This window comes from Cryobacterium sp. TMT2-15-1, from assembly GCF_004402345.1.
Taxonomy (GTDB): Bacteria; Actinomycetota; Actinomycetes; order Actinomycetales; family Microbacteriaceae; genus Cryobacterium; species Cryobacterium sandaracinum.
In genome coordinates this window covers 24,153-47,812 of sequence record NZ_SOGD01000038.1, presented here as the reverse complement: position 1 = coordinate 47,812, position 23,660 = coordinate 24,153, and the positions used below count along the sequence as shown (strand labels likewise).

General features: G+C 66.8%; 19 protein-coding genes and 1 pseudogene. 4 read left to right on the top strand and 16 right to left on the bottom strand.

Annotated features, from left to right (window positions below):
- Nucleotides 1-43 precede the first annotated feature (43 nt).
- Together E3O62_RS10765 and E3O62_RS10760 are read left to right on the top strand one after the other, a co-directional pair.
- On the top strand, nucleotides 44-601 hold the full coding sequence (locus E3O62_RS10765; RefSeq protein ID WP_134394921.1) for a hypothetical protein: 558 nt from the start codon (nucleotides 44-46) through the stop codon (nucleotides 599-601).
- A 160-nt stretch (nucleotides 602-761) separates the two neighbouring features.
- On the top strand, nucleotides 762-944 hold the full coding sequence (locus E3O62_RS10760) for a hypothetical protein (protein WP_134398490.1): 183 nt from the start codon (nucleotides 762-764) through the stop codon (nucleotides 942-944).
- Nucleotides 945-1,098: 154 nt separating this feature from the next.
- On the opposite strand, the gene E3O62_RS10755 is transcribed toward E3O62_RS10760, so the two are convergent.
- The 15 genes and pseudogenes from E3O62_RS10755 to E3O62_RS10685 form a co-directional block, all read right to left on the bottom strand.
- Nucleotides 1,099-1,902 carry a GNAT family N-acetyltransferase gene (locus E3O62_RS10755; protein WP_134398489.1) on the bottom strand — a complete coding sequence of 268 codons (804 nt, stop codon included), beginning with the start codon at nucleotides 1,900-1,902 and terminating at the stop codon, nucleotides 1,099-1,101.
- Between the two features lie 180 nt (nucleotides 1,903-2,082).
- Nucleotides 2,083-3,456, bottom strand: coding sequence for an FAD-binding oxidoreductase (locus tag E3O62_RS10750; protein ID WP_134398488.1), 1,374 nt, complete (start codon nucleotides 3,454-3,456; stop codon nucleotides 2,083-2,085).
- Between the two features lie 229 nt (nucleotides 3,457-3,685).
- On the bottom strand, nucleotides 3,686-4,963 hold the full coding sequence (locus tag E3O62_RS10745) for a saccharopine dehydrogenase family protein (protein ID WP_134398487.1): 1,278 nt from the start codon (nucleotides 4,961-4,963) through the stop codon (nucleotides 3,686-3,688).
- A gap of 259 nt (nucleotides 4,964-5,222) precedes the next feature.
- A complete protein-coding gene (locus tag E3O62_RS10740; RefSeq protein ID WP_241973435.1) occupies nucleotides 5,223-5,936 on the bottom strand; it encodes a phosphatase PAP2 family protein in 714 nt (237 codons plus the stop codon).
- Nucleotides 5,937-6,202: 266 nt separating this feature from the next.
- Nucleotides 6,203-7,480 (bottom strand): multidrug effflux MFS transporter, encoded by a 1,278-nt coding sequence (locus tag E3O62_RS10735; protein WP_241973434.1) that lies wholly within the window; start codon nucleotides 7,478-7,480, stop codon nucleotides 6,203-6,205.
- 236 nt (nucleotides 7,481-7,716) lie between these two features.
- Nucleotides 7,717-8,889: an ROK family transcriptional regulator gene (locus E3O62_RS10730; RefSeq protein WP_134394916.1), complete on the bottom strand. Its 1,173-nt coding sequence runs from the start codon at nucleotides 8,887-8,889 to the stop codon at nucleotides 7,717-7,719.
- Between the two features lie 66 nt (nucleotides 8,890-8,955).
- Nucleotides 8,956-9,600 (bottom strand): sugar O-acetyltransferase, encoded by a 645-nt coding sequence (locus E3O62_RS10725; RefSeq protein ID WP_198410547.1) that lies wholly within the window; start codon nucleotides 9,598-9,600, stop codon nucleotides 8,956-8,958.
- Between the two features lie 70 nt (nucleotides 9,601-9,670).
- Nucleotides 9,671-10,768, bottom strand: coding sequence for a Gfo/Idh/MocA family protein (locus E3O62_RS10720; RefSeq protein ID WP_134398486.1), 1,098 nt, complete (start codon nucleotides 10,766-10,768; stop codon nucleotides 9,671-9,673).
- Nucleotides 10,753-11,423, bottom strand: a pseudogene (locus E3O62_RS10715) (ThuA domain-containing protein). Before E3O62_RS10715 ends, E3O62_RS10720 begins: the two are co-directional and overlap by 16 nt.
- A 63-nt stretch (nucleotides 11,424-11,486) precedes the next feature.
- Nucleotides 11,487-12,545, bottom strand: a complete 1,059-nt coding sequence (locus E3O62_RS10710) for an NAD-dependent epimerase/dehydratase family protein (RefSeq protein ID WP_134394914.1) — start codon at nucleotides 12,543-12,545, stop codon at nucleotides 11,487-11,489.
- On the bottom strand, nucleotides 12,542-14,047 hold the full coding sequence (locus tag E3O62_RS10705) for an alpha-N-arabinofuranosidase (RefSeq protein ID WP_134398485.1): 1,506 nt from the start codon (nucleotides 14,045-14,047) through the stop codon (nucleotides 12,542-12,544). The genes E3O62_RS10710 and E3O62_RS10705 overlap by 4 nt, the downstream gene beginning before the upstream one ends.
- Before the next feature lie 72 nt (nucleotides 14,048-14,119).
- Nucleotides 14,120-16,540: a glycoside hydrolase family 3 N-terminal domain-containing protein gene (locus tag E3O62_RS10700; protein ID WP_134398525.1), complete on the bottom strand. Its 2,421-nt coding sequence runs from the start codon at nucleotides 16,538-16,540 to the stop codon at nucleotides 14,120-14,122.
- A 108-nt stretch (nucleotides 16,541-16,648) separates the two neighbouring features.
- On the bottom strand, nucleotides 16,649-17,536 hold the full coding sequence (locus tag E3O62_RS10695; protein WP_198410550.1) for a carbohydrate ABC transporter permease: 888 nt from the start codon (nucleotides 17,534-17,536) through the stop codon (nucleotides 16,649-16,651).
- A complete protein-coding gene (locus E3O62_RS10690) occupies nucleotides 17,536-18,564 on the bottom strand; it encodes a carbohydrate ABC transporter permease (protein ID WP_134394911.1) in 1,029 nt (342 codons plus the stop codon). Before E3O62_RS10690 ends, E3O62_RS10695 begins: the two co-directional genes overlap by 1 nt.
- Before the next feature lie 9 nt (nucleotides 18,565-18,573).
- Entirely contained in the window at nucleotides 18,574-19,866 is a 1,293-nt protein-coding gene (locus E3O62_RS10685) for an ABC transporter substrate-binding protein (RefSeq protein WP_134394910.1), read from the bottom strand.
- A gap of 198 nt (nucleotides 19,867-20,064) precedes the next feature.
- On the opposite strand from E3O62_RS10685, the gene E3O62_RS10680 reads away from it, so the two are divergent.
- Both E3O62_RS10680 and E3O62_RS10675 read left to right on the top strand, forming a co-directional pair.
- Entirely contained in the window at nucleotides 20,065-21,060 is a 996-nt protein-coding gene (locus tag E3O62_RS10680) for a LacI family DNA-binding transcriptional regulator (RefSeq protein WP_134398484.1), read from the top strand.
- Between the two features lie 68 nt (nucleotides 21,061-21,128).
- Nucleotides 21,129-22,403: an endo-1,4-beta-xylanase gene (locus E3O62_RS10675; protein WP_134398483.1), complete on the top strand. Its 1,275-nt coding sequence runs from the start codon at nucleotides 21,129-21,131 to the stop codon at nucleotides 22,401-22,403.
- A gap of 28 nt (nucleotides 22,404-22,431) precedes the next feature.
- On the opposite strand, the gene E3O62_RS10670 is transcribed toward E3O62_RS10675, so the two are convergent.
- The gene (locus tag E3O62_RS10670; RefSeq protein ID WP_241973433.1) at nucleotides 22,432-23,649 is read right to left on the bottom strand and encodes an ROK family transcriptional regulator; all 1,218 of its coding nucleotides are present in this window, start codon (nucleotides 23,647-23,649) and stop codon (nucleotides 22,432-22,434) included.
- Nucleotides 23,650-23,660: the final 11 nt, after the last annotated feature.

Genomic DNA, 23,660 nt, shown 5'->3' with positions numbered 1-23,660 from the left:
AAATCCGAGATAATCTGTGTACACCGGCGAGGGGGAACCAAGGGTGAGATTCAACGGGGGTGTGCGCATGCACACGCACGCATTGCGGCCGCACGGCCGGTTGCTGGTGCAGTCGGGGCTTTCCGTCCTGGCCCTTGTCGCACCCATCTCCGCCGTGCTCTTCTGGCTCAGCATCCCTAACGGCACCTGGCGTCCGGTTGCCATCGCCCAGGTTGTACTCCTGAGCATCTGCGCACTTGCCTATCTCGCCTACACTCGCACCATCATCCGTGTCGATTCCGAGGGCATCTCGGAACGCGGCTTCATGGGCCTGGTCAAGGACTTCTCGGCGGACGAGATCGGCAACGTCGTGCTGCTCGACCTCTACCGGAGCGGGGCGCTCGACACGCAGCCGCAGCTCTTCGTCACCGGCACCGACGGCCGACTGCTGGTGCGCATGCGCGGGCAGTACTACTCGCGCGGAGCCATGGACACGGTGGTCGATCAGCTCGGCGTACCCGTGGTGCGGGTGCCCGAACCGATGACCCTGCAGGATCTGAACCGGGTGCGCCCCGAACTGCTCTACTGGTTCGAGCGACGCTTCACCCGGCACGGGGAGTAGCGCGGCATCCGTTCTTCGCCGCTCCGCGAATCAGACCACGTGATCGATTACACCTCCGAGGATTTCACAGCCAAGGGGCGGCAGAACGAGGTGACTTTCGATCTCCGGCAATCGCTCCCTGTTTGACTGCCGCCGCGCGTCCACCCCACGCGGAACGCTGGTGCTGTCCTCCGCTGCCGGCGGTCGTCTCCTCGGCCCGATCGGGCACATCCTCGCCGCATCGGCCCTGGGAATCTTTTCGCGGCAGAGCCTCCGCCCGCTCGTGCCGTCGGCCAGCGTCACCGATCTCGATGTGATGCGCGAGCTCATCGACCCGGACACGGTCGCGCCCGGATCGAGATGACCTACCCGCTGAGCCAGACCGCCGCCGCCCTGCCCCACTTCGACGAGGAACGCACCCGAGGCAAAACCGCCATCTCGATCTGGGACGGGGTGGCGGCTGGCGCGGGGTGGCGGCGCGGGCAGGGCGCGCAGCGCGCACCGCGGGCGGGCGAGGCTCAGTCAGGGGCCGGTCGGCGGTCGGGGACATCCGGTGTGAAGATGTAATCGTTGTTCTCAGTGAGCTCGGGGCGCATCCCGCGAGACAGGTTGTTCTGGAACAGCGCCCGGGACTCGTCCCGGCGCCGGACGGCCTCGGCCGGGTCGTCGGCGCGCAGCCGCTCGAAGTCCACGTCAAGAGGCAGCGAGTCGCTGCCCGTCCAGACTGGGGGGAGTTCGCCGGCCAGTGCCCGGAGGGTGCGCGGAGAATCGAGGCGCCAGCGCACCTCGAACCGGTCACTCCGGTCGCTGCCGGTGATGACGTCGTCGAGCCGACCGTAGAAATCCGGCAGGAAGCGCACCACCTCGGCGCCCAGCTTGACCAGGTTGAAGTGCGCGTTGCGGCGGATCAGCGGGTCGAAAGTCCAGCGCATGTCTGCGATGCCGTGCTGCAGGCAGAGTGCCCGCTGGAAGAGTTTGAGCGCGTAGCCGACCCCACTGCCGCGCTGCCACGGCACGACCGCTGCCATGTGCGAGTGCAGGTGGATGCCGTCGGTCCAGCCGAGGAAGCCGAGCGTCGCGCCGACCGGTTTGCCGGCCTTGGTTGCCATCATCACGGTGTTGCCGGCGAAGTCGAGCGCCAGGAGCATCGACCTGTCGGGGCTGTGGCCCACGCCCCAAGTGCGCTCGAACAGGCCGATCACCGCGGCGAGGTCGCGGGGTTCAGCCTGCCGCACGGTCACCCCGGCAGCCGCGGCGGCTGAATCCGCGGCGGCCTCCGCCTGCCGCACGGCGTGCTGCGAAACCCCCGGCTCAACGCTCATGCGTCGAGTAGATCACACCAGGCCCGGTCCCCGGCAGCCGGCCACCGTGGCAATTCGTCGGAGATTTTGCCCGAAAGCCAGATTTTCGGCCCCAAACCAGCTGTTATCGGCAAAACCGCCGTCGAATTCGTTCACGCACCGCGCACACACCGGAGCAGCCGCGCGGCACGAGCGCCCCCGCTAGTGTCCTCGACCCGAGACCACGTCGGCGACGGACGCGATCGGCGACGTCGTCCGCCGCCGGGTCAGCTCGGCGTGGTCGGCCAGCGAGTATGCGCGGTAGAGCGCGTGCACGGCGAGCCAGCGCAGCGGCTCCGGCTCCCAGTTACGCACCCGGTGGTTCACCCATGGCAGCCGGGTGAGGCCGGTGTCGTTGCCGAGGATCAGGTCGGTCAGCGTGCGCCCGGCCAGGTTCGTCGTGGCCACCCCGGTGCCCACATAGCCACCGGCCCAGGCCAGCCCGGTCGCCGGGTCCAGCCCCACGGTCGCCGCCCAGTCGCGCGGCACGCCGAGCACCCCCGACCAGGCGTGGTCGATCTGCGCGCCAGCCGTCGCCGGGAAGAACCGGGTCAGGATGCCTCGCAGCGCCTCCACCGTGCTCGCCGGGGTCCGCCCGTCGGAATCCGTCTGCGACCCGAACCGGTACGGCACGCCCCTACCGCCGATCGCGATGCGGTCGTCAATGGTGCGCTGCGCGTACATATAGGCGTGCGCCATGTCACCGAGGGTCTCCCGGCCTGCCCAGCCGATGCTCTGCCAGACGTCCGCGCTGAGCGGCGCGGTCGCGATCAGCGACGAGTTCATCGGCAGCCACGCCCGGTGCAGTCCCTTCAGGCCCGCCGTGAACCCCTCCGTCGCACGCACCACGAACTCCGCCTGCACGGCGCCGCGGTCGGTGATCGCCCGGTGCGGCGTGATCTCGCTGACCCGGGTATTCTCGAAGATCTCCACGCCGAGACCCTCCACCACCCGGGCAAGCCCGGCCGCGAGTTTGGCGGGGTTGATGCGCGCGCAGTGCGGGTGCCACATCGCCCCGGTGGCGCCGGCCACGTCGATACGGGCGCGCGCAGCCGCCGGGGAGAGGAGTTCGACATCCGTCATGTCCCAGGCCTGCTCCGACCGAGCGGATGCCTCCAGCCTTCGTTGCTGCGGCTGGTCGTAGGCCACGGTGAACTCACCGCCCTTGACGATGTCGGCGTCGACGCCCTCGGCCTCGGCGACCCGGATCACCTCGTCCACGGTCTCGTTCATGCCGGTCTGGAACCGGGCCGCCGCGCCCCGGCCGTGCGACTTCACGTACTGCTGACGGCCGCCGGTGACCGAGTTGGTCAGCCAGCCCCCGTTCCGCCCTGACGCTCCGTAGCCGGCGAAGCGCTGCTCCACGATGACGATCCGAAGCGCCGGGGCCGCCTTCTTCAGGTAATAGGCCGTCCACAGCCCGGTATAGCCGGCACCCACGATGCACACATCGGCCGTCGTCGGCCCGGGCAGTGGGTCGCGGTTGGCCGGCCGGCCGAGCTGGTTCCACCAGAAGGAGACATCACCATTGATCATTCCCGCACCGCTTTCGTTCCGACGGATGTTTCGCGCTCAGTCACAGCATCATCTCGCATCCGGCTCGGTCGGGCGGTGATCCCGATCCCGCCCTGCCGGGATTCGCGTCGCGCGGGTGGTGCGCCGTTGCGCGGATAGCACGCCACGCGCGTAGTGGCGCACCACCCGCGCCGCGGCCGCAGCTATGCGCTCGGGCATCCGCCTGGCACGTCGCAGGGTCGAGTGCGCGTCAGGACGCCAGCCGGTCCTCCATCCCCCAGGGCTGGCCGTAACCGCCCTCGGATTCGGGCGCGCTCATCAGGTCGAGGAACGCCTTCGCATCGAAGGCCTCCGGGCCGAGCACGCCGATGCCGGCCCAGGTGCCCGCGGCCAGCAGTTCCAGGGCGATCACCGGGTTCAGGGCGGTCTGCCAGACCACGCACTGGGTGTCGTATTCGCGCATCGTCCACTCGTTGTCTGCGACGTGGTAGAGGTAGACCTCGCGCGGCAGGCCGCCCGGCCCCGTGCCGGTGACCCACACGCCCGCGCAGGTTTTGCCGGTCATCCGCGGGCCGATCGTGGCCGGGTCAGTCAGGCAGGCGGCCACCACATCGCGTGGGGCGACCAGCGCCGGGCCGGAGGCGCTGCGCACCCGCACCGGGTCGACCCTGTCGAGGCCGAGCAGGTGCAGGGTCTTCAACACGCCGATGAATTCCTCGCCGAGGCCGTACTTGAAGGTGACCCGATTCGCGTCGAGCCAGCGCGGCATCAGCACCACCTCCTCGTGCTCCACGTTCACGCATTCGACCCGGCCGATGCCCTCCGGAAAGTCGAACATCTCCGGTTCACTGAACGGCTCGGTGGTGAACCAGCCGCGGTCCTTCTCGAAGATCAGCGGCGGGTTCAGGCACTCCTCGATCGTGGTCCAGATGCTGAACGAGGGCGCGAAGATCTCGTTTCCGACGTCGTCGTGCACGACCAGGTTCGCACCGTCGCGCGTGCCGAGCTCCTCGATCTGCCGGAACAGGTGGTCCGAGGCGTAGCGGGCGAAGACATCCGAGAGTCCCGGCTCGACGCCCATGCCCACCAGGGCGAGGCGGCCGGCGGTCTCCCAGTCGGCGGCCTGCGCGAACTGGTCGTCGCCGAGCATGACCCCGGTCTGGCGGTAGGGGTCCGTGGGGTGCGGTTCGGACAGGCTCACGGCCATGTCGAGGTAGTCGCAGCCGGCGGCGAGCGCCCCGGCGAACACCGTGGGCACGAACTTCGGCTCGACCGCGTTCATCACGTGGGTGGCGCCGTGCCTGAGCGCGACGCCGGCGACCATGTCCGGGTCGCCGGCGTCGATCTGCTCGGCGGAGAACCGGGCTGCCACCGCGTGCCCGTGCTTCAGGCCGATTGCGACGATGGTGCGTTCCGCCCGGGCCCGGTCGTAGTCGCACACGATGACGTGCTCGAAGAACGTGCGCCTGGCGATGATCTTCGCGAACGCGTCGCCGACGCCGCCCGCCCCGACAAGGAGGATTCTCATGCGTCGACGCTACCCCGGGGCATCCGTCGCCGTCAGCCCCGCGCGTCGCCCTTCACCAATTCGACAGAGATTTCGAGGAAAACGCGCGTTTCGGGCTGATGTGGGGCTGTCGTGAGGAAAATCTCCGTCGAATTCGTTAGGGGCGACGGATGCCTCGGCACCGTTACCGATGCGACTGCCGACGCGCCCGTGCGCCCTGCCCGAACCAATTCGACGGAGATTTTGCCCAAAACGCGCGATTTTGCCCCGACTTAGGGCTCTACGCGGAATTTCTCCGTCGAATTCGCAAGGGCGACGGATGCTGCGCCGCCAGTTCGCGCTCCCCCTGGAGCTTCGCGGCGACCGGGGCCCACAGCAGCACGGCGACGGACGCACCGAGCAGCAGCCCGCCGATCGTATCCGTGAGCCAGTGTGCACCCAGATAGGTGCGGCTGACCATCATTAGAACCGTGTAGAGGGCGCCGGCCAGCCAAACCCAGACGCGGGGGAAGAGGATGCCGAGACAGCCCGCCATGGTCGCCGCATTGGCGACATGGCCGGACGGAAAGGATCCGAAATCTGACATGACCAGCATGTCTTCCGGCCTCGCCCGACCGAACAGTGATTTGAGTACCTGCACCAGTCCCGAGCTCACGATCGTGGCAACCACGAAGTAACCGGCCGCCCACGGCCGTTTGAGCAGCAGCAGCGCCACCAGAATCAGCACCGGGATCACGATCACGCCGGCGATTCCGGCACCGAGGTAGTTCATCGTGAGCGAGAGATACTCCCAGGCGGGCGCCCGGTGCTCGAGGATCTCGTCCATCCACTCGGCGTCGATCTTCAGCGGGCGGCCGTTGCCGCGCAGCACGATCAGGGCGCCGAGCCCCACGGCCAGCAACAGCGCCGCGGACCCGCTGACCAGAGGCCACCGGCGGGCGATGCGTCGGGTGGCGGGAGTGGCTGCGGTCTCGGGGGCGCGCTCGCTCATCATCTGACCATGCTAGATCGGTGCGAGCGTGCGACTGTTCGGCCTGGCCATTTGCCGCGCATCTCCGGGGGCTTACTCAGGAGATCTGCGAAGCCGGTGGCGACGGATGCCGGAATCACGCGGCATCCGTCGTCACCTCGGCCTCGCCATCGGAAATCTCCTGAGTTAGCCACCGGCGGCAACTGACGCCTAAGGACTGGCCACTGGTCACTGGCCACTGGCCACTGACCGGAGGCTGACGGATGCCGCCACCCGGCGCCCATCCGGCCTCAATACCCCAGCGCGGGCACTGACCGGGGGCGCACGATGAGCCACAAGGCGAAGATCGACACGATGGCGGTGACGCCCATCACGGCGCCCATCGGAACCGCTGTCCCGACGCCGAGCACGCCGACGACCGGGGAGATCAGTCCGGCGACGCCGAAGTTCGCGGCGCCGAGCAGCGACGCGGCGGTTCCGGCCTCATGCGCGTGCGCGTTCAGGGCGATGACCTGCACGCTGGGGAGGGTGAAACCGCAAGCCGCGATGAAGAACCACAGCGGCACCAGGGTGCCCCAGAGTCCCGCGCCGGCGAGGTCGAGCAGCACGATGGCCGCGGCCGTGATCAGGAGCACCACGGTGGACACCGAGATGATCCACTGCGGGCCGATGTTGAAGCGGTGCATGAGTCGGGAGCTGAGCTGCACACCCATCACGATGCCGAGCGAGTTGACGGCGAAGAGCACGCCGTACTGCTGCGGGCTGAAATCGTAGACCTGCTGGAACAGGAACGACGACGCCGAAAGGTAGGAGAACAGACCCGTGAAGGTCATCGCCCCGATAATCGCGACGCCGACGAAGATCCGGTCGCTGAGCACCGCACGGTAGCGCTGACCGAGGGAACTGTGCCCCTTGGTGTGGCGCTCGGCATCCGGCAGCGTCTCGACGATCCAGAACGCGACGGCCAGGATCACGACCGCACCGTAGGCGGCGAGCACCCAGAAGATGCCGCGCCAGCTCATCACCAGCAGCAGCTGCGAGCCGATGACCGGGGCCAGCACGGGGGCCAGGCCGCTGATCAGCGCAAGGCGGGAAAGCATCTTCACGAGCGGCTTGCCGCCGAACAGGTCGCGCACCATCGCCAGGGCGACGACCGCGCCGGCCGCGGCGCCGAAGCCCTGCAGCAGACGGAAGACCCCGAGCCAGACGATGTCCTGCGAGAGGGCGGCGCCGACACTCGCCAGAATGTGGAAGCCGGTCGCGAGCATCAGCGGCAGGCGGCGCCCGACCTTGTCACTCCACGGGCCGACCACAAGCTGGCCGAACCCGAACCCGATCATGGTGCCGGTGAGGGTCAGCTGGATGGCGGCCGCCGAGACACCGAACTCACCCTCCAGGGTGGGGAACGCGGGCAGGTACAGGTCGATCGTGAACGGGCCGAGAGCGGTGAGCGCACCGAGCACGAGGATGTAGACCAGGCGCTGGCCGCGGGAGAGAGCGTCGCCGGGATGCTTCGCGGCCGACCTCAGGTCGGCGGCGGTGATGACGGTGATGGCGGCGGTAGTCACGTGGTGTTGATCCTCGTATCGATGGGGCCGGCCCGATGGGGCGCAGGCGTGCTGGTCTGAAAAGGTGTTCGAGGCACCGCATCACGGGCGTCAGTACCAGCAGCGGAATACGGAACCGCTCTTGGAGACAAGGCAGCCACGCCGGCGCCTATTCCCCCATGCGGGGAACACCGCGGAAGTTGCAGATATCGGCCCGATCGTGCACCGGGCGCCCGCCGCTTCGGCGCCCTCGGCGTTCAGCCCACGGCGGGCAATCCGCTCGGGTCGTCGAGCAGCTGCTCGAAGGCAAGCTCGGCAGCGCCGATCATCAGCAGATTCGAGCCGAGTTCGGCCGCGCTGACCCGCACGAGGTCGAAGGAGGAGCTCAGGGTCATCGAGGCCACGGCCAGCCTCAGGCGCTCCGGGTCGACCGAGAACAGGGCCGCCAGGAATCCGCCGAGCACGACCAGCTGCGGGTTCAGGATGTTGATCGCCCCGGCCAGGGCCACCGCCAGGAAGTCGACCTGACGGTTGACCTCGGCCCGCACGGCGGGCGCGTCGGAGGCGAGCAGTGCCTGCTCGAGTTCGTCGGCATCCGCGCCGGCCAGGCCGAGGGGTTCGAGGAGTTCCTCGCGGGTGACCTCGGCTTCGAGGGTTCCGGCGATCCCGGCCGTGTCCGTGCGGGCGCTGTCGCTGACCCGGATGTGGCCGAACTCCCCCGCGTAGCCGGCGATGCCGTCCACCACGGTGCCGCCGATGATCATGCCGCCGCCGATGCCGCTGGCGCCGCCGTTGAGGTAGATCAGGTCGGTGAAGCCCTTCCCCGCACCGAAATGGTGCTCGGCCATCGCGCCGAGGATCGCATCGTTGGCGGCGGCCACGGGATAGCCCGTGGCCTGCTCGAGCATGTCCTTGAACGGCTCGTCCACCCAGCCGAGGTGGGGGGCCTGGCGCACCAGGCCGTCGGGGGCGCGCACGAGTCCCGGAACAGCGACGCCGATTCCGACCACGCGGAAGCGGGTCTCGAGTTCGCCTCGCATCCCCTCGATCACGGCGGCGGAGATGTTCACGGCCTCGCTGGCGGTCGGCGGCCGTTCGGTCGGGTAACGGATGCGGCGGTGCACGGTGCCGTCGAGCCCGACGATCCCGATCGTGACGGCGTCGATCTCGGGGTTCACCGCGAGGGCGACCACCCGTTCGGCGCAGAAGACGACCGGACTGGGCCGGCCCACCTGGTTGGTGGATTCCGGGTCGCGCTCCCCGACGAGCCCGAGCGACTCGAGTTCGGCGACGAGAGCGGCGATGGTCGACCGGTTCAGGCCGGTCCGACGCGTCAGCGCCGCGCGCGGCGTCGGTCCGTCCCGGTGCACCAGGCGGAGGACGACCGACAGGTTGTGCCGTCGCACGTCGTCGTTGTTGGTTCCCTGCATCAGTGCCTTCCCATCAGGTAATCAATCCAAGGCTACCGCCGCCCGGCTGTGCCCGTTCCGGACGTGCTACAGCGACGGGCCGGTCGGTGACGACTGGCCCTCGGCCGCGGTCTCACCCTCGTCGAGCGTGCGGACGACGCGAGCCGGGTTGCCGACGGCGATCACTCCCGGCGGCACATCGCGGGTGACGACGGAGCCGGCGCCGATCACGCTGCCGGCACCGATCGTGACGCCGGGGCAGACCACGACGTTGCCGCCGAGCCACACATCGTCGCCGATGTTGATCGGCGACACCCTCTCGTAGCCGGCCCGTCGCTCGTCGATGTCGAGGGCGTGGACCGGTGTGTACAGTCGAACGCTCGGGCCGATCAGGACGTTCCGCCCGATCGTGATCTCCCCGCCGCCGAGGGCCAGGAGGTCGGCATTGATGAAGGTGTGGGCACCCACGTGCAGCCTTGAACCGTAGTCCAGGTACAGGGGCGGCCGGAAGTCCAGGCCCTCTCCGGCCGTGCCGAGCATGCCGACGAACAGCTCCTGGGCTGCGTCCCGGTCCTCATCGAAGAGAGCGGTGATGCGCCGGCAGGTGCGTTGGGTGGCGATCGTCATCTCGGCGAGCTCTGGGCCGGAGCGGTATCGGTACCAGTCCCCGGCGACCATCTTGTCGTACTCCGTGGGCTCGGGATCCGGCAACGGGCTATTTGTTTGAAGCATAAACATAATCCTATTCCCTAGTCGGCCTGTGACCCTGCAGCACTGCGACCGGCCCTGCGGGACCTTCCTGCTACCAGCGGCTCGGCAGGGCGCCCTCGGGCACGATGGCCGGCCGTTCCACGGTGCTGGTCAGTTCCATGACAGAGCGATCATGGGCGGCGCGCAGGATGGCGTCCATGATCTCCAACACGTGGAAGGCCAATTCTGCAGAGGCCCGGTGCGGGCGATCGGTTTCAATGGCCCTCGCCATGTCGGCCAGGCCGTAGCCGCGCCCGGCATCCGCATACCCGGCCTCGGGCTCCACCTCGCGCCAACGACGGTCGTCACTCGTGTAGAGCTCAGTCGCATCGCTGAAACGGTTCGGGTCAGGCACCGCGATCGTTCCGAGAGTGCCGTAGATCTCGATGCGCGGCAACCGGGCCGCCCACACATCGAAGCTCATCATGACCGTCGAGGTGACGCCCGATGCATGCTCCAGCAAAGCGGAAACGTGTGTGTCGATCTCGACCCTGAGGCTCGTTCCCTCGAGCGGCCCGGTCGCCACCGTGCGCTCCCGCCCCGAGCGTCCGACGCTGCCCGATACGCGCACGACCGGTCCGAGCAGCGTGACGAGGGCGCTCAGGTAGTACGGGCCCATGTCGAACAGCGGCCCGCCACCCTCCGAATAGTAGAACTGCGGGGCAGGGTGCCAGAGTTCGTGCCCCGGCGCCGTCCAGAAAGCGGATGCCGCCACCGGCGTTCCGATGCGGCCGTCATCGAGCAGCGCACGGGCAGTCTGCACCCCCGTACCCAGCACAGTGTCCGGAGCGGACCCCACCCGCAGACCGCGTTCGACGGCCAACCTGAGAACAGGTGTCGCCTCGTCCGGATTCAATGCGAGGGGCTTCTCCCCGTAAACGTGTTTACCGGCTGCCAGCGCGCGCAGCGCCACCTCGGCGTGGGCTGCCGGAATGGTGAGATTCAGCACCGCGTCCACGTCGGGCGAGGCGATCAGCTCGTCGACGGTCAGTGCCGGCACACCCTGCTCCGCCGCCACGGCGGCCGCGCGAGAAGCATCCAGATCGGCGACCGCCACGAGCTTGAGTCCGGGGAGCTTGGGAAACTCGGCGAAATACTGCTCGCTGATCTTTCCGACGCCGACTACTCCTATTCTCAACGGGCTGCCCATAGCAGTCCCCTTTCGATCATGGTGCGCACGCTGGCGTTCTGCAGAATGTCGACCCGATGCCCGGGGGTGGACACGAAGATGCGCCCCTGTCCCCACTGTCGGGTCCAGATGGCCGGCGAGGTGACCGGGCGGTGCCACGGGTCCCAGGGGCGAACAGCCTGCGTGGTCGTGGCCAGCACATCGTTGTAGTCGTCATGGAGCACCCAGTACTGCTCGCTGACCAGATCGAAATCGTCGATGCCCCGGGTGATCGGGTGATCCGCGGCGGCGGGAAGCATGTTGATGCGGTGGGGAACGTAGTTGTCAGATTGTTCCCCGGTGTGGTCGGTGGGTTCCTTGCCGGGGTGAGCCGCGAATTGACCACCGATGAGTTGCAGGTAGTCAACGTTGGTGCGGTACGAATCGGCGATGCCGCCGTGCCAGCCGCCGACCCCGTGCCGCTTTCGATGGCCGCCTTCAGCCCCGTGAATTCGTCCTTTTCGATCGAGGCCATGGTGTTGGTCTGCAGGACGAGATCGATCAGGGCCATGTACTCGGAATCGGCATACGGCGCCGGTGAGCCTTCGATGCGCACCGTGAAACCGTTCTCCTCCAGAAATGGAATGAACAGATTCGTCGTCTCGACGGGCTGGTGGCCGTCCTATCCGCCACGCACGACGAGTGCGTGACGGGGCGGATGCCTAAGGTGGTGCGGTGGTCATGGATAACCCTTCGAAACTCAAATAGGGACGTGAATGTCAGGCGCGAGCCGTTCGAAGATCGTCCGCGCTTCGTGATACCCCAGCGCCATGCGGTCGATCACGGCTTCGGCAGTCGGATCCCCTGCCGCTTCAGCCGGATGCCCGCTTCGCCAGCGCGCCATCTCCACGACCGTTTCGACGAACGTCCGGCTGGGCGCATATCCCGGAACATACCGGCGAATCTTGGAAGTATCGAAGATCGCACTGTGGCCCAGGTCTCCGACGAACAATTCGGACCAGCCCCAATCGGGTGCAGCAACGGGGAAGAACTCCGACGGAACATGGACGAGTTTCGCCGGCACGCCCAGCGAGGCACCGACGAGCGAGTAGATCTGATCCCAGGTGTAGACGTCATCTGACGTGATGTGGAACGCCTCGCCGATCGCCCGCTGATTCCCGAGCAGCCCCACCAGGCCCTGCGCCAGGTCGGCCGCGTGGGTCAGAGTCCACAACGACGTGCCGTCACCGTGGACGACGATTTCGGCTCCACGCTCGATTCGATCGAAGACCGTCCAACCGCCGGCGAGAGGTGGGTTCGCCTCGTCGTAGGTGTGAGACGGTCGCACGATGGTGACCGGGAACCCGTCATCCACATGCGCACGCATCAGGGTGTCCTCGGCGGCGATCTTCTCCCGCGCGTACCGCAGAAAGCCATTCTGACGCAGGTTCGATTCCACGATCGGAACCTGAAGGATCGGCTTGCGATACATCGACGCGGTGCTGATGTGGACGTAGTGGCGGGTGCGATCGCGGAATATCTCGATCGCCTGTGCCGCGTCGGCGGCGTTGAAACAGAGAAAATTGACGACAACGTCGAACCGCAAGTCGCCGAGCGCCGCAGTGACGGAATCACGATCCGTGATGTCACCGGTCAACCAGGTGACCGAGCCGGGCAGCTGTCGCCCCCTGGCGTTGTGTCCACGGTTGAGCACGAACACCTGCATACCCTGGGCGACAGACAAATGAACGGACGACGAGCTGATCGTGCCGGTACCACCGATGTACAGAACTTTTCGCGGCGTGGCAGTCATCGTCATCGCAGGGCAATCGCTGACCAGGAGACCGGAGGCAGCGTCACGGTGAGCACGCCGTCGGTGAGCACGGCGTGGGTGAGCGACTTCAATGCCACCCGCGTTTGATCTGCCAGCGTGTTCTGCGCGTAGACATCGGAATCGTGCACGCTGACAGCCTCGTCGATGACGGATGCGCCCAGATCGGCCACTTCGATGGTCACGTCCAACGACTCGGTTTGGCTGCGGTTCACCAGAAACACCGCAGACACTCGGCTCTCCGGGTCGTGGGTCGCCACCGAATCCACCAGAGGCGCGGCGCCGTAGACGGCCGTCTCATAGGTGCCGACGTCGATTCGCGGTCGCAACACCTCGCCGCGAGCTAGCCGCGATGTCACCGAGAACGGGAAGAATGTCGTCTGACGCCAGGACGCCCCACCCGGCTCCGTCATGATGGGCGCGATCACATTCACCAGCTGGGCCAGTGACGCCGACCCCACCCGGTCGTGATTCTTCAACAGGGTGATCAGCAGATTGCCCAGCACCACGGCATCCGCCACCGAATAGGTGTCCTCCAGCTGACGCGGTGCCACGCACCACTGCTCATTGACCTCCTCTGACGCCCGGTGCTCGTCGAGGTACCAGATGTTCCACTCGTCGAACGAGATCTTGATCGTCTTCTTGCTGTGCAATTTGTTCTTCACGTGATCGGCCGTCGAGACGACGGTGTCGATGAAGTACTGCATGTCCAGCGACGACGCGAGATACGATCCCAAATCCCCTTTGCGCTCCTGGTAGTACGCGTGGGCGGATATGTAGTCGACGTGCTCATAGCTGTGCTCGAGGACGGTGCGCTCCCAATCGCCGAACGTCGGCATCGACGAACTCGAGGACCCGCAGACGACCAGCTCCAGATTCTTGTCGGCGGCCTTCAACGCCTGCGCCGTTCGAGCGGCCAGCTTGCCGTAATCATCGGCCGACATGTAGCCGGTCTGCCACGGACCATCCATCTCATTGCCCAGGCACCACATCCGAATGTCGTGAGGTGCGGCCGTGCCGTTGGCAATGCGTTGGTCGCTGAGCGCCGTGCCAGACGGGTGATTGGCATACTCCAGCAGATCGAGAGCGTTTTCGATGCCCCGCGTGCCGAGATTCACCGCCATCATCAATTCGGAGCCCGTCAGATCACACCACCGTGCGAACTCGTCCAGGCCGACCTGATTGGTCTCGAGTGAATGCCACGCCAGGTCGCGGCGCACCGGGCGTTGCTCCTTGGGACCGACCCCGTCTTCCCAGCGATAACCGGAGACAAAATTGCCGCCGGGATAGCGGATGGTCGACGAGCCCAATTCCCTGACCAGGTCGACGACATCCAGCCGAAAACCGTCCTCGTCGGCCGTCGCGTGTCCCGGCTCGTAGATGCCGTCGTAGACACACCGACCCAGATGTTCCACGAAGGAGCCGAAGATACGACGGTTGACGGGGGCAACGACCGCCGTGCGGTCGATGGCAATGCACGCGTTTGTCACTGGTGCGTATTCCTTTGGTTCTTGATGTGCAGGGAAGCGGGAGGGAGGCTGTTCGGCTCAGGTGTGGCGCGTTCAGGCGGACACCTGTTCCCGGACCAGCGCGTCCTGTCGAACGGCCACCGTGCGGAGATCCGCCGCGGTGATTTCATGGACGTCGCCGGTGATCGAAACGATTGCGCGGGCGGTCGACACACCGGGTATCCGTCTCACCGGTATGAGCTTCTCGCTGACGATGGCACTGATGGCGGCCTCCTCGGCAGGCACGCCGTCTGAGACGGCCACGTGGGAGGCGAACCACACCTCGACGTTGCCGGGCTCGACGATCTTGACCATGCGTCGGTCGCTGAAGGCGAATCGGCTCGCCGGCACCGAGAAGGTCAGCCGGCGGGACTCGCCCGCATCGAGTTCGACCCGGGAATAGCCGAGCAGTTGCGCCACCGGCCGGGCTACCGTGCCGTGCACGTCGTGGCCGTAGAGCTGCACGATGTCGGTTCCGCGAACGGCGCCCGTGTTGGTCACCGTCACCGTGGCGGTGAAGCCGCCAGTGGCAGGCGCGGCGGGATCGACTACGTAGTCGGAGTAGTCGAAGGAGGTGTAGGACAGACCGAACCCGAAGGGGAACACCGGTGTCGAATCGGTGGCGGTGACGTCGGACGGCCCGCCGAGAACCGGGTGCAGGTAGGAATACGGCTGTGCACCGGCCGACCGCGGCATGGAGACGGGAAGGCGTCCTGATGGATTGACCCGGCCCGTGAGGATGTCGGCAATCGCGAGGCCGCCGCCCTCTCCGGGAAAGAATGCCAGGAGTACGGCAGCCGGGGCTGCGCTCCCGCCCTCGACGGCCCAACCGATCGCGTACGGCCGCCCGGTCATCAGCACCATGATGACGGGCGTTCCGGTCGCGATCACGGCCTTGACGAGTCGGCGTTGCAGACCTGGCAGCTCAAGAGATTCGGAGTCATTGCCCTCGCCGACGGTGCCGCGACCGAAGAGGCCCGCTTGGTCGCCCACGACGACAATAGCCAGTTCGCTCGCCGACGCAGCGTCCACGGCGGCGGCGAAGCCGGACTCGTCGTCGCCTTCGACGGCGCACCCCTCGGCGTACACGAACGCCGGCATGGCGAGACCGGCCGTGTGGAAGGCACCGGGGAGCGACTCGAGTACCGTCGGGATCTCGAAGCCGAGCGGGAGATCGGGATAGCCGGCGAGAACATGGTTCGCGAAGGAGTAGCACCCCTGAAGCGCCGTCGCACGGTGAGCGTTGGGGCCGATGACCGCCACCGTCGAGAGCGGCCGCGCCCTTCGCTCCAGCGGCAGCACCCCGTCATTCGACAACAGCACGATGGATTCCTCGGCCAGTCGGCGGGCCAGCTCCCGGTGGCGCGGCGAGTCGAGGTCGATGTCCGTCGGCGGCTCATCCTCGTAGGCGTCCTCGTCGAGAAGCCCCAGCTCCTCCTTCTGCGCGAGAGCGCGCAAGACCGCACGGTCGACATAGGCCTCGTCGAACAGACCGGCGCGGATGCGGTCGGCCAGGGGCTGCAGGTAGGCGTCGCCGGTGGGCAGTTCGATGTCGATGCCCGCTTCCAGCGCGAGCGCCGCCGCCTCGCCCCGGTCGGCCGCGACGGCGTGCATGACTTCGAGGAACGCCACAGCGAAGTAGTCGGCGACGACGACACCGTCGAAGCCGAGTTTCTGCCGCAGGACACCGGTCAGGTAGTCGGCGTTGGCGGCCATCGGGATTCCGTCGATGTCGGTGTATGAGTTCATCACTGACTTCGCACCGCCGTCGAGGATCGCCATCTCGAACGGTGGCAGGAAGACATCGGCGATCTCCCTCGGACCCGCGTGCACCGGTGCGTGGTTGCGTCCGGCGCGCGACGCGGAGTATCCGAGAAAGTGTTTCAGCGTCGCGTGCACCCCTGCGCCCTGGAGCCCGCGCACGTAGGCCGTGCCGACGGTGGCGACCAGATAGGGGTCCTCGCCGATGCACTCATCCACCCGGCCCCAGCGCGGGTCCCGGATGACGTCGAGCACCGGGGCGAGCCCCTGGTGGATGCCCAGCTGCTTCATCGAGTCGCCGATGACGCCGGCCATCTCCTCGACCAGCGCCGGGTCGAAGGAGGCTCCCCACGCGAGCGGAGTCGGGAACGCGGCCGCCTTCCAGGCGGCGAGTCCGGTCAGGCACTCTTCGTGCACGAGCGCGGGGATTCCGAGGCGCGTCTCCCGCTTGAGGCGGCGCTGCTCGCCCCACAGCCACGCGGCGCGTTCCGCCGGATCCACCGGCCGCGTGCCGTAGACACGGGTGTAGTGCCCGAGGCCGTGGCGGGTCACCTCGGACAGGTCGCCAGGAGCCTTCTGACCTGCCGCCATCTCGCCCTGCATGGGCGCGACGACGCCGCTCTGATCGAGCCAGTAGCCGACAATCTGGGCGAGCTTCTCCTCGAGGGTCATTCGGGCATGGAGCGCCAGTACGCGCTCCGAGACCTCCGGCATGGCTGAGATGGCATGGGTCACGGGTTCAACACTTTCCTTCAGAGGATCAGATATGCAGTTGGGACAGCGCGCGGTGCGACGCCTCACGGCCGCGCACCGCGTGAACGCCTATCCCTTGACGGCGCCGGTCAATCCGCCGACGATGCGGCGCTCGAACAGCGTGAAGAAGATGAGCGCCGGAATCATCGACAGGGAGGTGAAGGCCAGAACCTGTGCCGTGTCCACCGAATACTGCGACGCGAATGCCTGCACGCCCAGTGGCAGCGTGTACATCGCCTGATCGCTCAGGATGAACAGCGGCAGCAGGTAGCTGTTCCAGCTGGCGACGAAGGCCAGGATGCCGGTGGTCACCACGCCAGGAACCGACAACGGCACCACCATGCGGAAGAAGAACCCGAGTCGGCTCGCCCCGTCGATCGACGCGGCTTCCTCGATCTCCTTGGGAATCGCCTTGAGGAACGGCACCAGGATGATAACGGTCACCGGCAGGCCGAAGGCGATCTGCGGCAGGATCACGCCCGCCAGGCTGTTCATCAGACCCAGTTGCTTGACCAGGATGTAGAGCGGCGTGATCGCAACGGTCATCGGGAACATGAGTCCGGCTGCGAACAGGGCATACATCAGCCCGCGCCCGTGGAAGTCATAGCGGGCCAGGACGAAGCTCACCATCACCCCGAGCACGACGACACCGATCGTCGTGAAGCCGCTGACGATTGCCGAGTTGCCGATCTGCTGCCAGAAAGTCGGAGCGGTCAGGACGTCGAGATAGTTGTCGAAGCGCCACGGACCCGGGAGCCCGGCAGGCGACGAGGTGATCTGGGAATTGTCGCGGAAGCCCCCGACGATGATGTAGAGGACCGGCCCGAGGCACAGGGCGATGAACAGGAATGCGATGAAGTACGTGACGGGGCTGCCCCACTTGTCACGACCTTTCGAGCCATGCTGAACCCGTGGGGCCTCCGTGCGTGAGGCCCTCTCACTGGTCAGAACCGACATCATTTCTTCCCCTCTGTGAGCGCGCCGGCCGTGTCACGTCGCAAGACGAAGCGCTGGTAGGTCAGCGCGATGACAAGCGAGATCAGGAACATGACAACCGCGACGGCGCTGCCGTAGCCGAAGTTGCCCGAGGTACGCCCGTTCGCGACCATGTAGGTCGCCATGGTCGAGGTACCCGCCGTCGAAGCGACGTACTGGCCCCAGATGATGAAGACAAGGTCGAACAATTGAAGTGACCCGATGATGGACAGGAACGCCCAGGTGCGCAGGGTCGGGCCGAGCAGCGGCAGCGTGATGCTGCGCTGCACCTGCCAGTAACTCGCGCCGTCGATCGACGCCGCCTCGAAGAGCTCCTCCGGGATTCCCTGAAGCCCGGCGAGGAAGAGGATGACGGCGAAGCCGATGTACTTCCAGGAGATGATCAGCATCAGCGACCAGATGGCGATCTTGGGATCTGAGAGCCAGTCGGCCTGGAACGCGCCCAGACCGACACTCTCCAGCAGGTCGTTCACCGCGCCATTGGTCTGGAGCATCAGACCCCAGCCGATGCCGACGATGACCTCGGAGATGATGTACGGAACGAAAATCAGAACGCGGATGAGGGAGCGTCCCCGGATCTTCTGGTTGATGAGCAGAGCCAGAATGAGTGCGATCGGCAGCTGGATGACCAGCGACAGCACGAGGATGATGCCGTTGTGCATCAGCACCTCGTGGAACGCGCTGTCCGCGAAGATGATCACGTAGTTGCCCCAGCCGACGAAATCGGTTGCCGGCCCGTAACCCTTCCAACGGAAGAAGCCGTAGTAGGCGGCCAGAATGACCGGGAGGATCACGAAGCCGACGAAGACGAGGATCGCCGGTCCGGAGAGGACCGCTATCTCCAGGCGCTTCCGCCAGTCTGCAGTTCTTCGGGTGGGGCGCGTCCCGGCCGGGGACGATGCACGAGGTGCACCGTCCCCAGCTTTCTGCGTGCCCGGCAGCGGCCGCGCGTCGGTCAACGACGCAGCGCCTGCGGACTCTTTTCTCATGGTTGCGAGCTAACCCTTAGCCGCTGCCGCGTTGACGCCCGCGACGAGGTCCGCTGCGCCGCTCTTGCCGGCCAGCATGTCGACGACGCCGGTGTTCAGCGCGTTGCCGACGTTCTGGCCGAACAGGGTGTCCAGCCAGACGGTCACGTACGGTGCCTCGTTGTAGGCCTCCAGGATGGACTTCAATGCATCATCGGTCACGACGTCCTGAGCCTCCGTATTGGCCGGAAGCGTGTGGAACGCGTTCGCGTACCCTTCCTGCTGCTCCTTCTGCATGAAGAAGTTGAGGAAGTCGGTGCACTCCTCCTGCGGCGCCTGAGCCGAGCAGGTGAAGCCGTCCACGCCGCCCATCATCGCGCCGGCCGCACCTTCGCCGCCGTCGATCTCCGGGAAGGGGAACCAGCCGAGGTCAGCCAGCGGCTTCTCGTCGGGGGTCAGCGATGCGATCACGCCGGGGTTCCACGCACCCATGAGTTCCATGGCCGCCTGGTGGTTCGCCAGAAGGCCGGCCGAACTGCCTGCTCCCTGCTGTGCGGACGTGGTGAGGAAGCCATCGTTGAACGGCTCGGTCTCAATGAACTCTTCCATCTGCTCGCTCGCGTTCAGCCAGCAGGCGTCGTCGAACGTCTTGGACTCGGCTGCCTTGTCCATGGCGTCCTGCGAGCAGGCCCGCTGAGCGAAGAAGTAGTACCAGTGCGCGGCGGGCCAGGCGTCCTTGGCACCCACGGCGATCGGCGCGATACCGGCGGCCTTGAGCTTGTCCACCGCGGTGCCCAGCTCGGCCATCGTCGCCGGCACGGTGTCGATGCCGGCCTCCGCGAAGAGGTCCTTGCTGTAGTAGATGCCGCCAGGAAGCACTGCGGTCGGCATTCCGTAGATCTTGCCCTCGACCGCGAAGGCACTGAGCACGCCCTCGGGCACCGCGGCACTCGTAGCCTCGTCGATGAAGTCTGTGATGTCCATGGCCTGTCCGGCCGCCACGACATCCACCAGCTTGCCGCCGCCCCGTGCCATGAAGATGTCCGGTGCATCGCCGGAGTTCAGCGCGGTCTGAAGCTTTCCGTCCATCTCCTCGTTCTGGATGGACTGCATTTCGATTGTGACCTTCGGGTTGGCCGCCTCGAACTCGGCGACCGTCTTCTCCCAGTAGGCCTTGCCTTCTCCTGTCGTTGAGTTCTGCCAGAAGGTCAGGGCGACCGTGTCGCTCGAACCGCTGTCGCCGCCACTGGCGCACCCGGAAGCGAGCATGGCGGTGCTCACGGCCAGCGCGAGAATTCCCGCGGTTCGGTTTTTCCTCTTCATTGTGGAAGCTCCTTGGTAGTCATCGGTGACACACGACATTCGTCCGCCACACCCAGAGCTTCCCAGCACGGCATCCATCTTGTCAATCGATATCGATAACGATTTCTAACGGGGTGATTCGGCTCTTGATCTGTTGCCCGGCGCTGTACTGTGAGTAGTGTGACCCTTGATGTCAACCCATCCCCCCCGCTTGGGCGAGTGACGATCGCCGACGTCGCGCGCGAAGCCGGCGTTTCGGTGCCGACGGTGTCGAAGGTCGTCAATCTGCGTTACGGCGTCGCTCCGGCGACCTTCAAGCGAGTGACGGAAGTCGTCGCCGCACTCGGCTATGAGCCCTCGCTTGTGGCTTCGAGTCTGCGTCGACAGCGCAGCAATGTGATCGGCATCCTCGTCTCTGAATTCGAGTCGTTCTCGGTCGAGCTGCTCAAGGGCATATCCACCGCTGCCACCGGGACCGGTTATGAGTTGCTCGCGTATTCGGCCCTCGCGCCGGGCGGCATCAGCGCGGGCTGGGAACGCCGATCCCTCTCGCGCCTGGCCGGCACGCTCATCGACGGCGCCATCATCGTCACGCCCACGTTGCTCATGCCGACGACTTCGATCCCCGTCGTCGCGATCGACCCGCACACGGGGCCGGGCGGACCCGCGACAATCGACTCGGACAACATCGGCGGCGCCCGGGTGGCGACCCGGCACCTCATCGAACTGGGACACCGCCGCATCGCACATATCCGAGGGCGTAGCGACCTGGCTTCGGCCCAGTTGCGTGAGGCCGGTTACCGTGAATCGCTCGAGAACGCCGGCATCCCATTCGACCCGACCCTCGTTCGCGACGGTGGATACCAGGCCGCCCTGACGGCCGACGCGGCTCGTGAACTGCTGACGCGGCCGGATCGACCGACCGCGGTGTTCGCCGCAAACGACATGTCCGCGCTCGGCGTCCTGAAAGTCGCCCGCGAACTCGGACTGCGGGTGCCGGAAGACGTTTCCGTCATCGGATTCGACGACATCCCCGAGGCCGCGAGCTCGACACCGCCGTTGACGACCATGGCCCAGCCACTGCACGACCTGGGGGCACAGGCCCTGCAGATGCTGGTGAAGCTGCTCGACGGGGAAGACGTCCCTCACCATGTCCAACTCCCTGCCAAGCTCGTGGTCCGGGCGAGCACCGGCCCCGTGCCGGTCGAATCCTGACTTCCCATTCGCCCAGCACCCCGATTCGTCGGCTGGATCAACACTCCAGTCTGGAAAGTGACTCTGCAATGATGCACTCCGCGGCCCTCTCCTCCGCCTCGGCACCCGCCCATCGGCTCTGTACCACCGTCGTGACCGTGACGGATGCGTCCGGTGAGGTCCTGCCAAACACGGAGGTCGTCGTCGCCCAGCTGGACCACGCCTTCGGCTTCGGCAACATCGGCTTCGATTTCCTCGGCCTCGCGAACGGCGAGCCTGACGAGATCGGCACCGAGAGCCTCGCCACGCTCTACGCTGACGTCTTCAACACGGCAACGCTGCCGTTCTATTGGGGCCGCTTCGAGCCCACCCGCGGCGCACCGGACACGGCCCGGCTGCAACAGGCCGCAAGGTGGTTCCGCGGCCGCGGCGTGAAGCTCAAGGGTCATCCGCTCGTCTGGCACACCGTGCAGCCCGATTGGCTGCTCGGCCTGCCCGTCGACGAGGTCGAACGGCTGCAGCGCGAACGCATCCGCCGCGACGTCGCCGACTTTGAGGGGCTCGTCGACACCTGGGACGCCATCAACGAGGCCGTCATCATGCCGGTATTCGAAAACGGGGACAACGGCATCACCCCGCTGGCTCGCGCCAGGGGGCGCATCCCGATGATCCGCCTGGCGTTCGAAGAGGCCCGCGCGGTGAATCCTCGCGCCACGCTGCTGCTCAATGACTTCGATCTCTCGAGCGCCTTCGAGTGCCTCATCGAAGGGGTCCTCGAGTCCGGCGTCGAGATCGATGCCCTCGGGCTGCAAACCCACATGCACCAGGGGTACTGGGGTGAGGACGCCATGCTCGGGATGGTCGACCGGTTCGCCCGATACGGCCTGCCGTTGCACCTGACCGAGTCATCTCTCGTTTCCGGCGACCTCATGCCGGCCGACATCGTGGACCTGAACGACTACCGCGTCTCCGAGTGGCCGTCGACTCCGGAAGGAGAGGCCCGCCAGGCGGACGACCTCGAGCGACACTACCGCTCGCTCATGGCGCATCCCTCGGTCGAGGCCGTCACCTACTGGGGCATCACCGACGCAGGCGCCTGGCTCGGCGCACCGATCGGGCTGGTGCGCGCCGACGGCACTCCGAAGCCGTCCTACGACGCGTTGCGCGGGCTCGTCAAGGGCGAATGGTGGCTTGCACCGACGACCGCGCTCACCGACGCGCGGGGCAGGGTCTCGGTCGAAGGATTCGCCGGCGAATACCAGCTCGGCACCAGCGCCAGGTTCGCCGCGAGTGAACAGTCAACCCGATTCACGCTGAGTCCTGAGGATCGGCACACTCGCGTCACCCTCCCCTCGATCACCTGACCCGGCAGACGCGAAGTCCGGTCACGCGTCAGACACCGATGCGTCCGCGCACAAACCCGGCAGGGTCGTCGAGCAGCCCGGCGAAGGCCAGCTCGGCCGCCCCGACAATCATCAGCCGGGAGCGCAGCTGCGCCCGTTCGAGTAGCACGGCGTGCCCGAGGCTTCCGATTGAACTCACGCTCACCGCCTCGGCCAGGCGCTCTCGGCCCACCGACAGCAGCGAACCGAGAAAGCCGCCGAGCACCACCATCTTCGGGTCGAACATGTTCACGAAGTCTGAGATCGCCACCGAGAGAAAGTCGATCTGCCTCATTACCTCCCGGAGCACCTGAGGGTCGCGCGAGACGCCGAGGGCGACGTCGAGGTCGTCCAGATCCGCGCGCGGCAGGCCCAGCACCCGGAGCAGGCGCGACATGCTCACCTCGGTCTCCAGGCATCCGATGCGGCCGCAGTGGCATCGCACCCCGTTCGAGTTGACCAGTGTGTGTCCAAGCTCACCCGCGTAGCCACTCGTACCGCGCAACGGGCTGCCGCCGATGATGAGGCCGCCCCCGATGCCGCTCGCACTGCCGTTGAGGTAGACGAGGTCCTTCGCGCCACGGGCCGCTCCGAACAGACTCTCGGCGATGGCGGCCAGGCTTGCGTCGTTGCCGGCGTACACCGGGAAGCGCAGCACCCTGGCGAGGGTGCTGGTGAGGGCGCAGTCCCGCCAGCCGAGGTGCGGCGCGATCAGCACGCGGCCGTCGACCGTGTCGACCAGGCCGGGAACGGCCACGCCGACCCCGGCGATGCGATAGTTCTGCTCGATCTCGCCGCGCATACCGTCGACGATGGCCTTGACCGCGTTCACGGTTTCGGACACGGTGGGAATACGGGCCGTGTCGAAGCGGATGCGGCGAATCACCTCGCCGCCGAGCCCCACCAGCCCCACCGTGATCGCATCGACATCGGGGCTCACGGCGATCGCGGCGATCTTCGGGCTCGGAAACACCTGCAGGCTCGGGCGCCCCACCCGGCCGGGCACATCTTCGGGCTCGCCCTCGAACGCCATTCCGAGCTCGACCAGTTCGGCCACGAGCGCCGAAATGGTGGACCGATTCAGGCCGGTGCGTCTGGTCAGTTCAGCCCGAGAGCATCCGCTCGAATGATGAATCATGGTGAGAATCATCGACAGATTGAACCGGCGCAACTGGTCGTTGCTCGAACCACCCCGTGCGGAGAGGGTGGTCGTGGTCAGCCGGGTCACGACACACCACC

Excerpts from the sequence above, each read along its gene's own strand:
- E3O62_RS10750 (WP_134398488.1), bottom strand. The coding sequence starts at position 3,456 with ATGATCAATGGTGATGTCTCCTTCTGGTGGAACCAGCTCGGCCGGCCG.
- E3O62_RS10690 (WP_134394911.1), bottom strand. The coding sequence starts at position 18,564 with ATGAGAAAAGAGTCCGCAGGCGCTGCGTCGTTGACCGACGCGCGGCCG.
- E3O62_RS10675 (WP_134398483.1), top strand. The coding sequence starts at position 21,129 with ATGATGCACTCCGCGGCCCTCTCCTCCGCCTCGGCACCCGCCCATCGG.
- E3O62_RS10700 (WP_134398525.1), bottom strand. The coding sequence starts at position 16,540 with ATGCCGGAGGTCTCGGAGCGCGTACTGGCGCTCCATGCCCGAATGACC.
- E3O62_RS10725 (WP_198410547.1), bottom strand. The coding sequence starts at position 9,600 with ATGCTTCAAACAAATAGCCCGTTGCCGGATCCCGAGCCCACGGAGTAC.
- E3O62_RS10695 (WP_198410550.1), bottom strand. The coding sequence starts at position 17,536 with ATGTCGGTTCTGACCAGTGAGAGGGCCTCACGCACGGAGGCCCCACGG.
- E3O62_RS10745 (WP_134398487.1), bottom strand. The coding sequence starts at position 4,963 with ATGAGAATCCTCCTTGTCGGGGCGGGCGGCGTCGGCGACGCGTTCGCG.
- E3O62_RS10730 (WP_134394916.1), bottom strand. The coding sequence starts at position 8,889 with ATGCAGGGAACCAACAACGACGACGTGCGACGGCACAACCTGTCGGTC.
- E3O62_RS10755 (WP_134398489.1), bottom strand. The coding sequence starts at position 1,902 with ATGAGCGTTGAGCCGGGGGTTTCGCAGCACGCCGTGCGGCAGGCGGAG.
- E3O62_RS10685 (WP_134394910.1), bottom strand. The coding sequence starts at position 19,866 with ATGAAGAGGAAAAACCGAACCGCGGGAATTCTCGCGCTGGCCGTGAGC.
- E3O62_RS10740 (WP_241973435.1), bottom strand. The coding sequence starts at position 5,936 with ATGATGAGCGAGCGCGCCCCCGAGACCGCAGCCACTCCCGCCACCCGA.
- E3O62_RS10710 (WP_134394914.1), bottom strand. The coding sequence starts at position 12,545 with ATGACGATGACTGCCACGCCGCGAAAAGTTCTGTACATCGGTGGTACC.
- E3O62_RS10720 (WP_134398486.1), bottom strand. The coding sequence starts at position 10,768 with ATGGGCAGCCCGTTGAGAATAGGAGTAGTCGGCGTCGGAAAGATCAGC.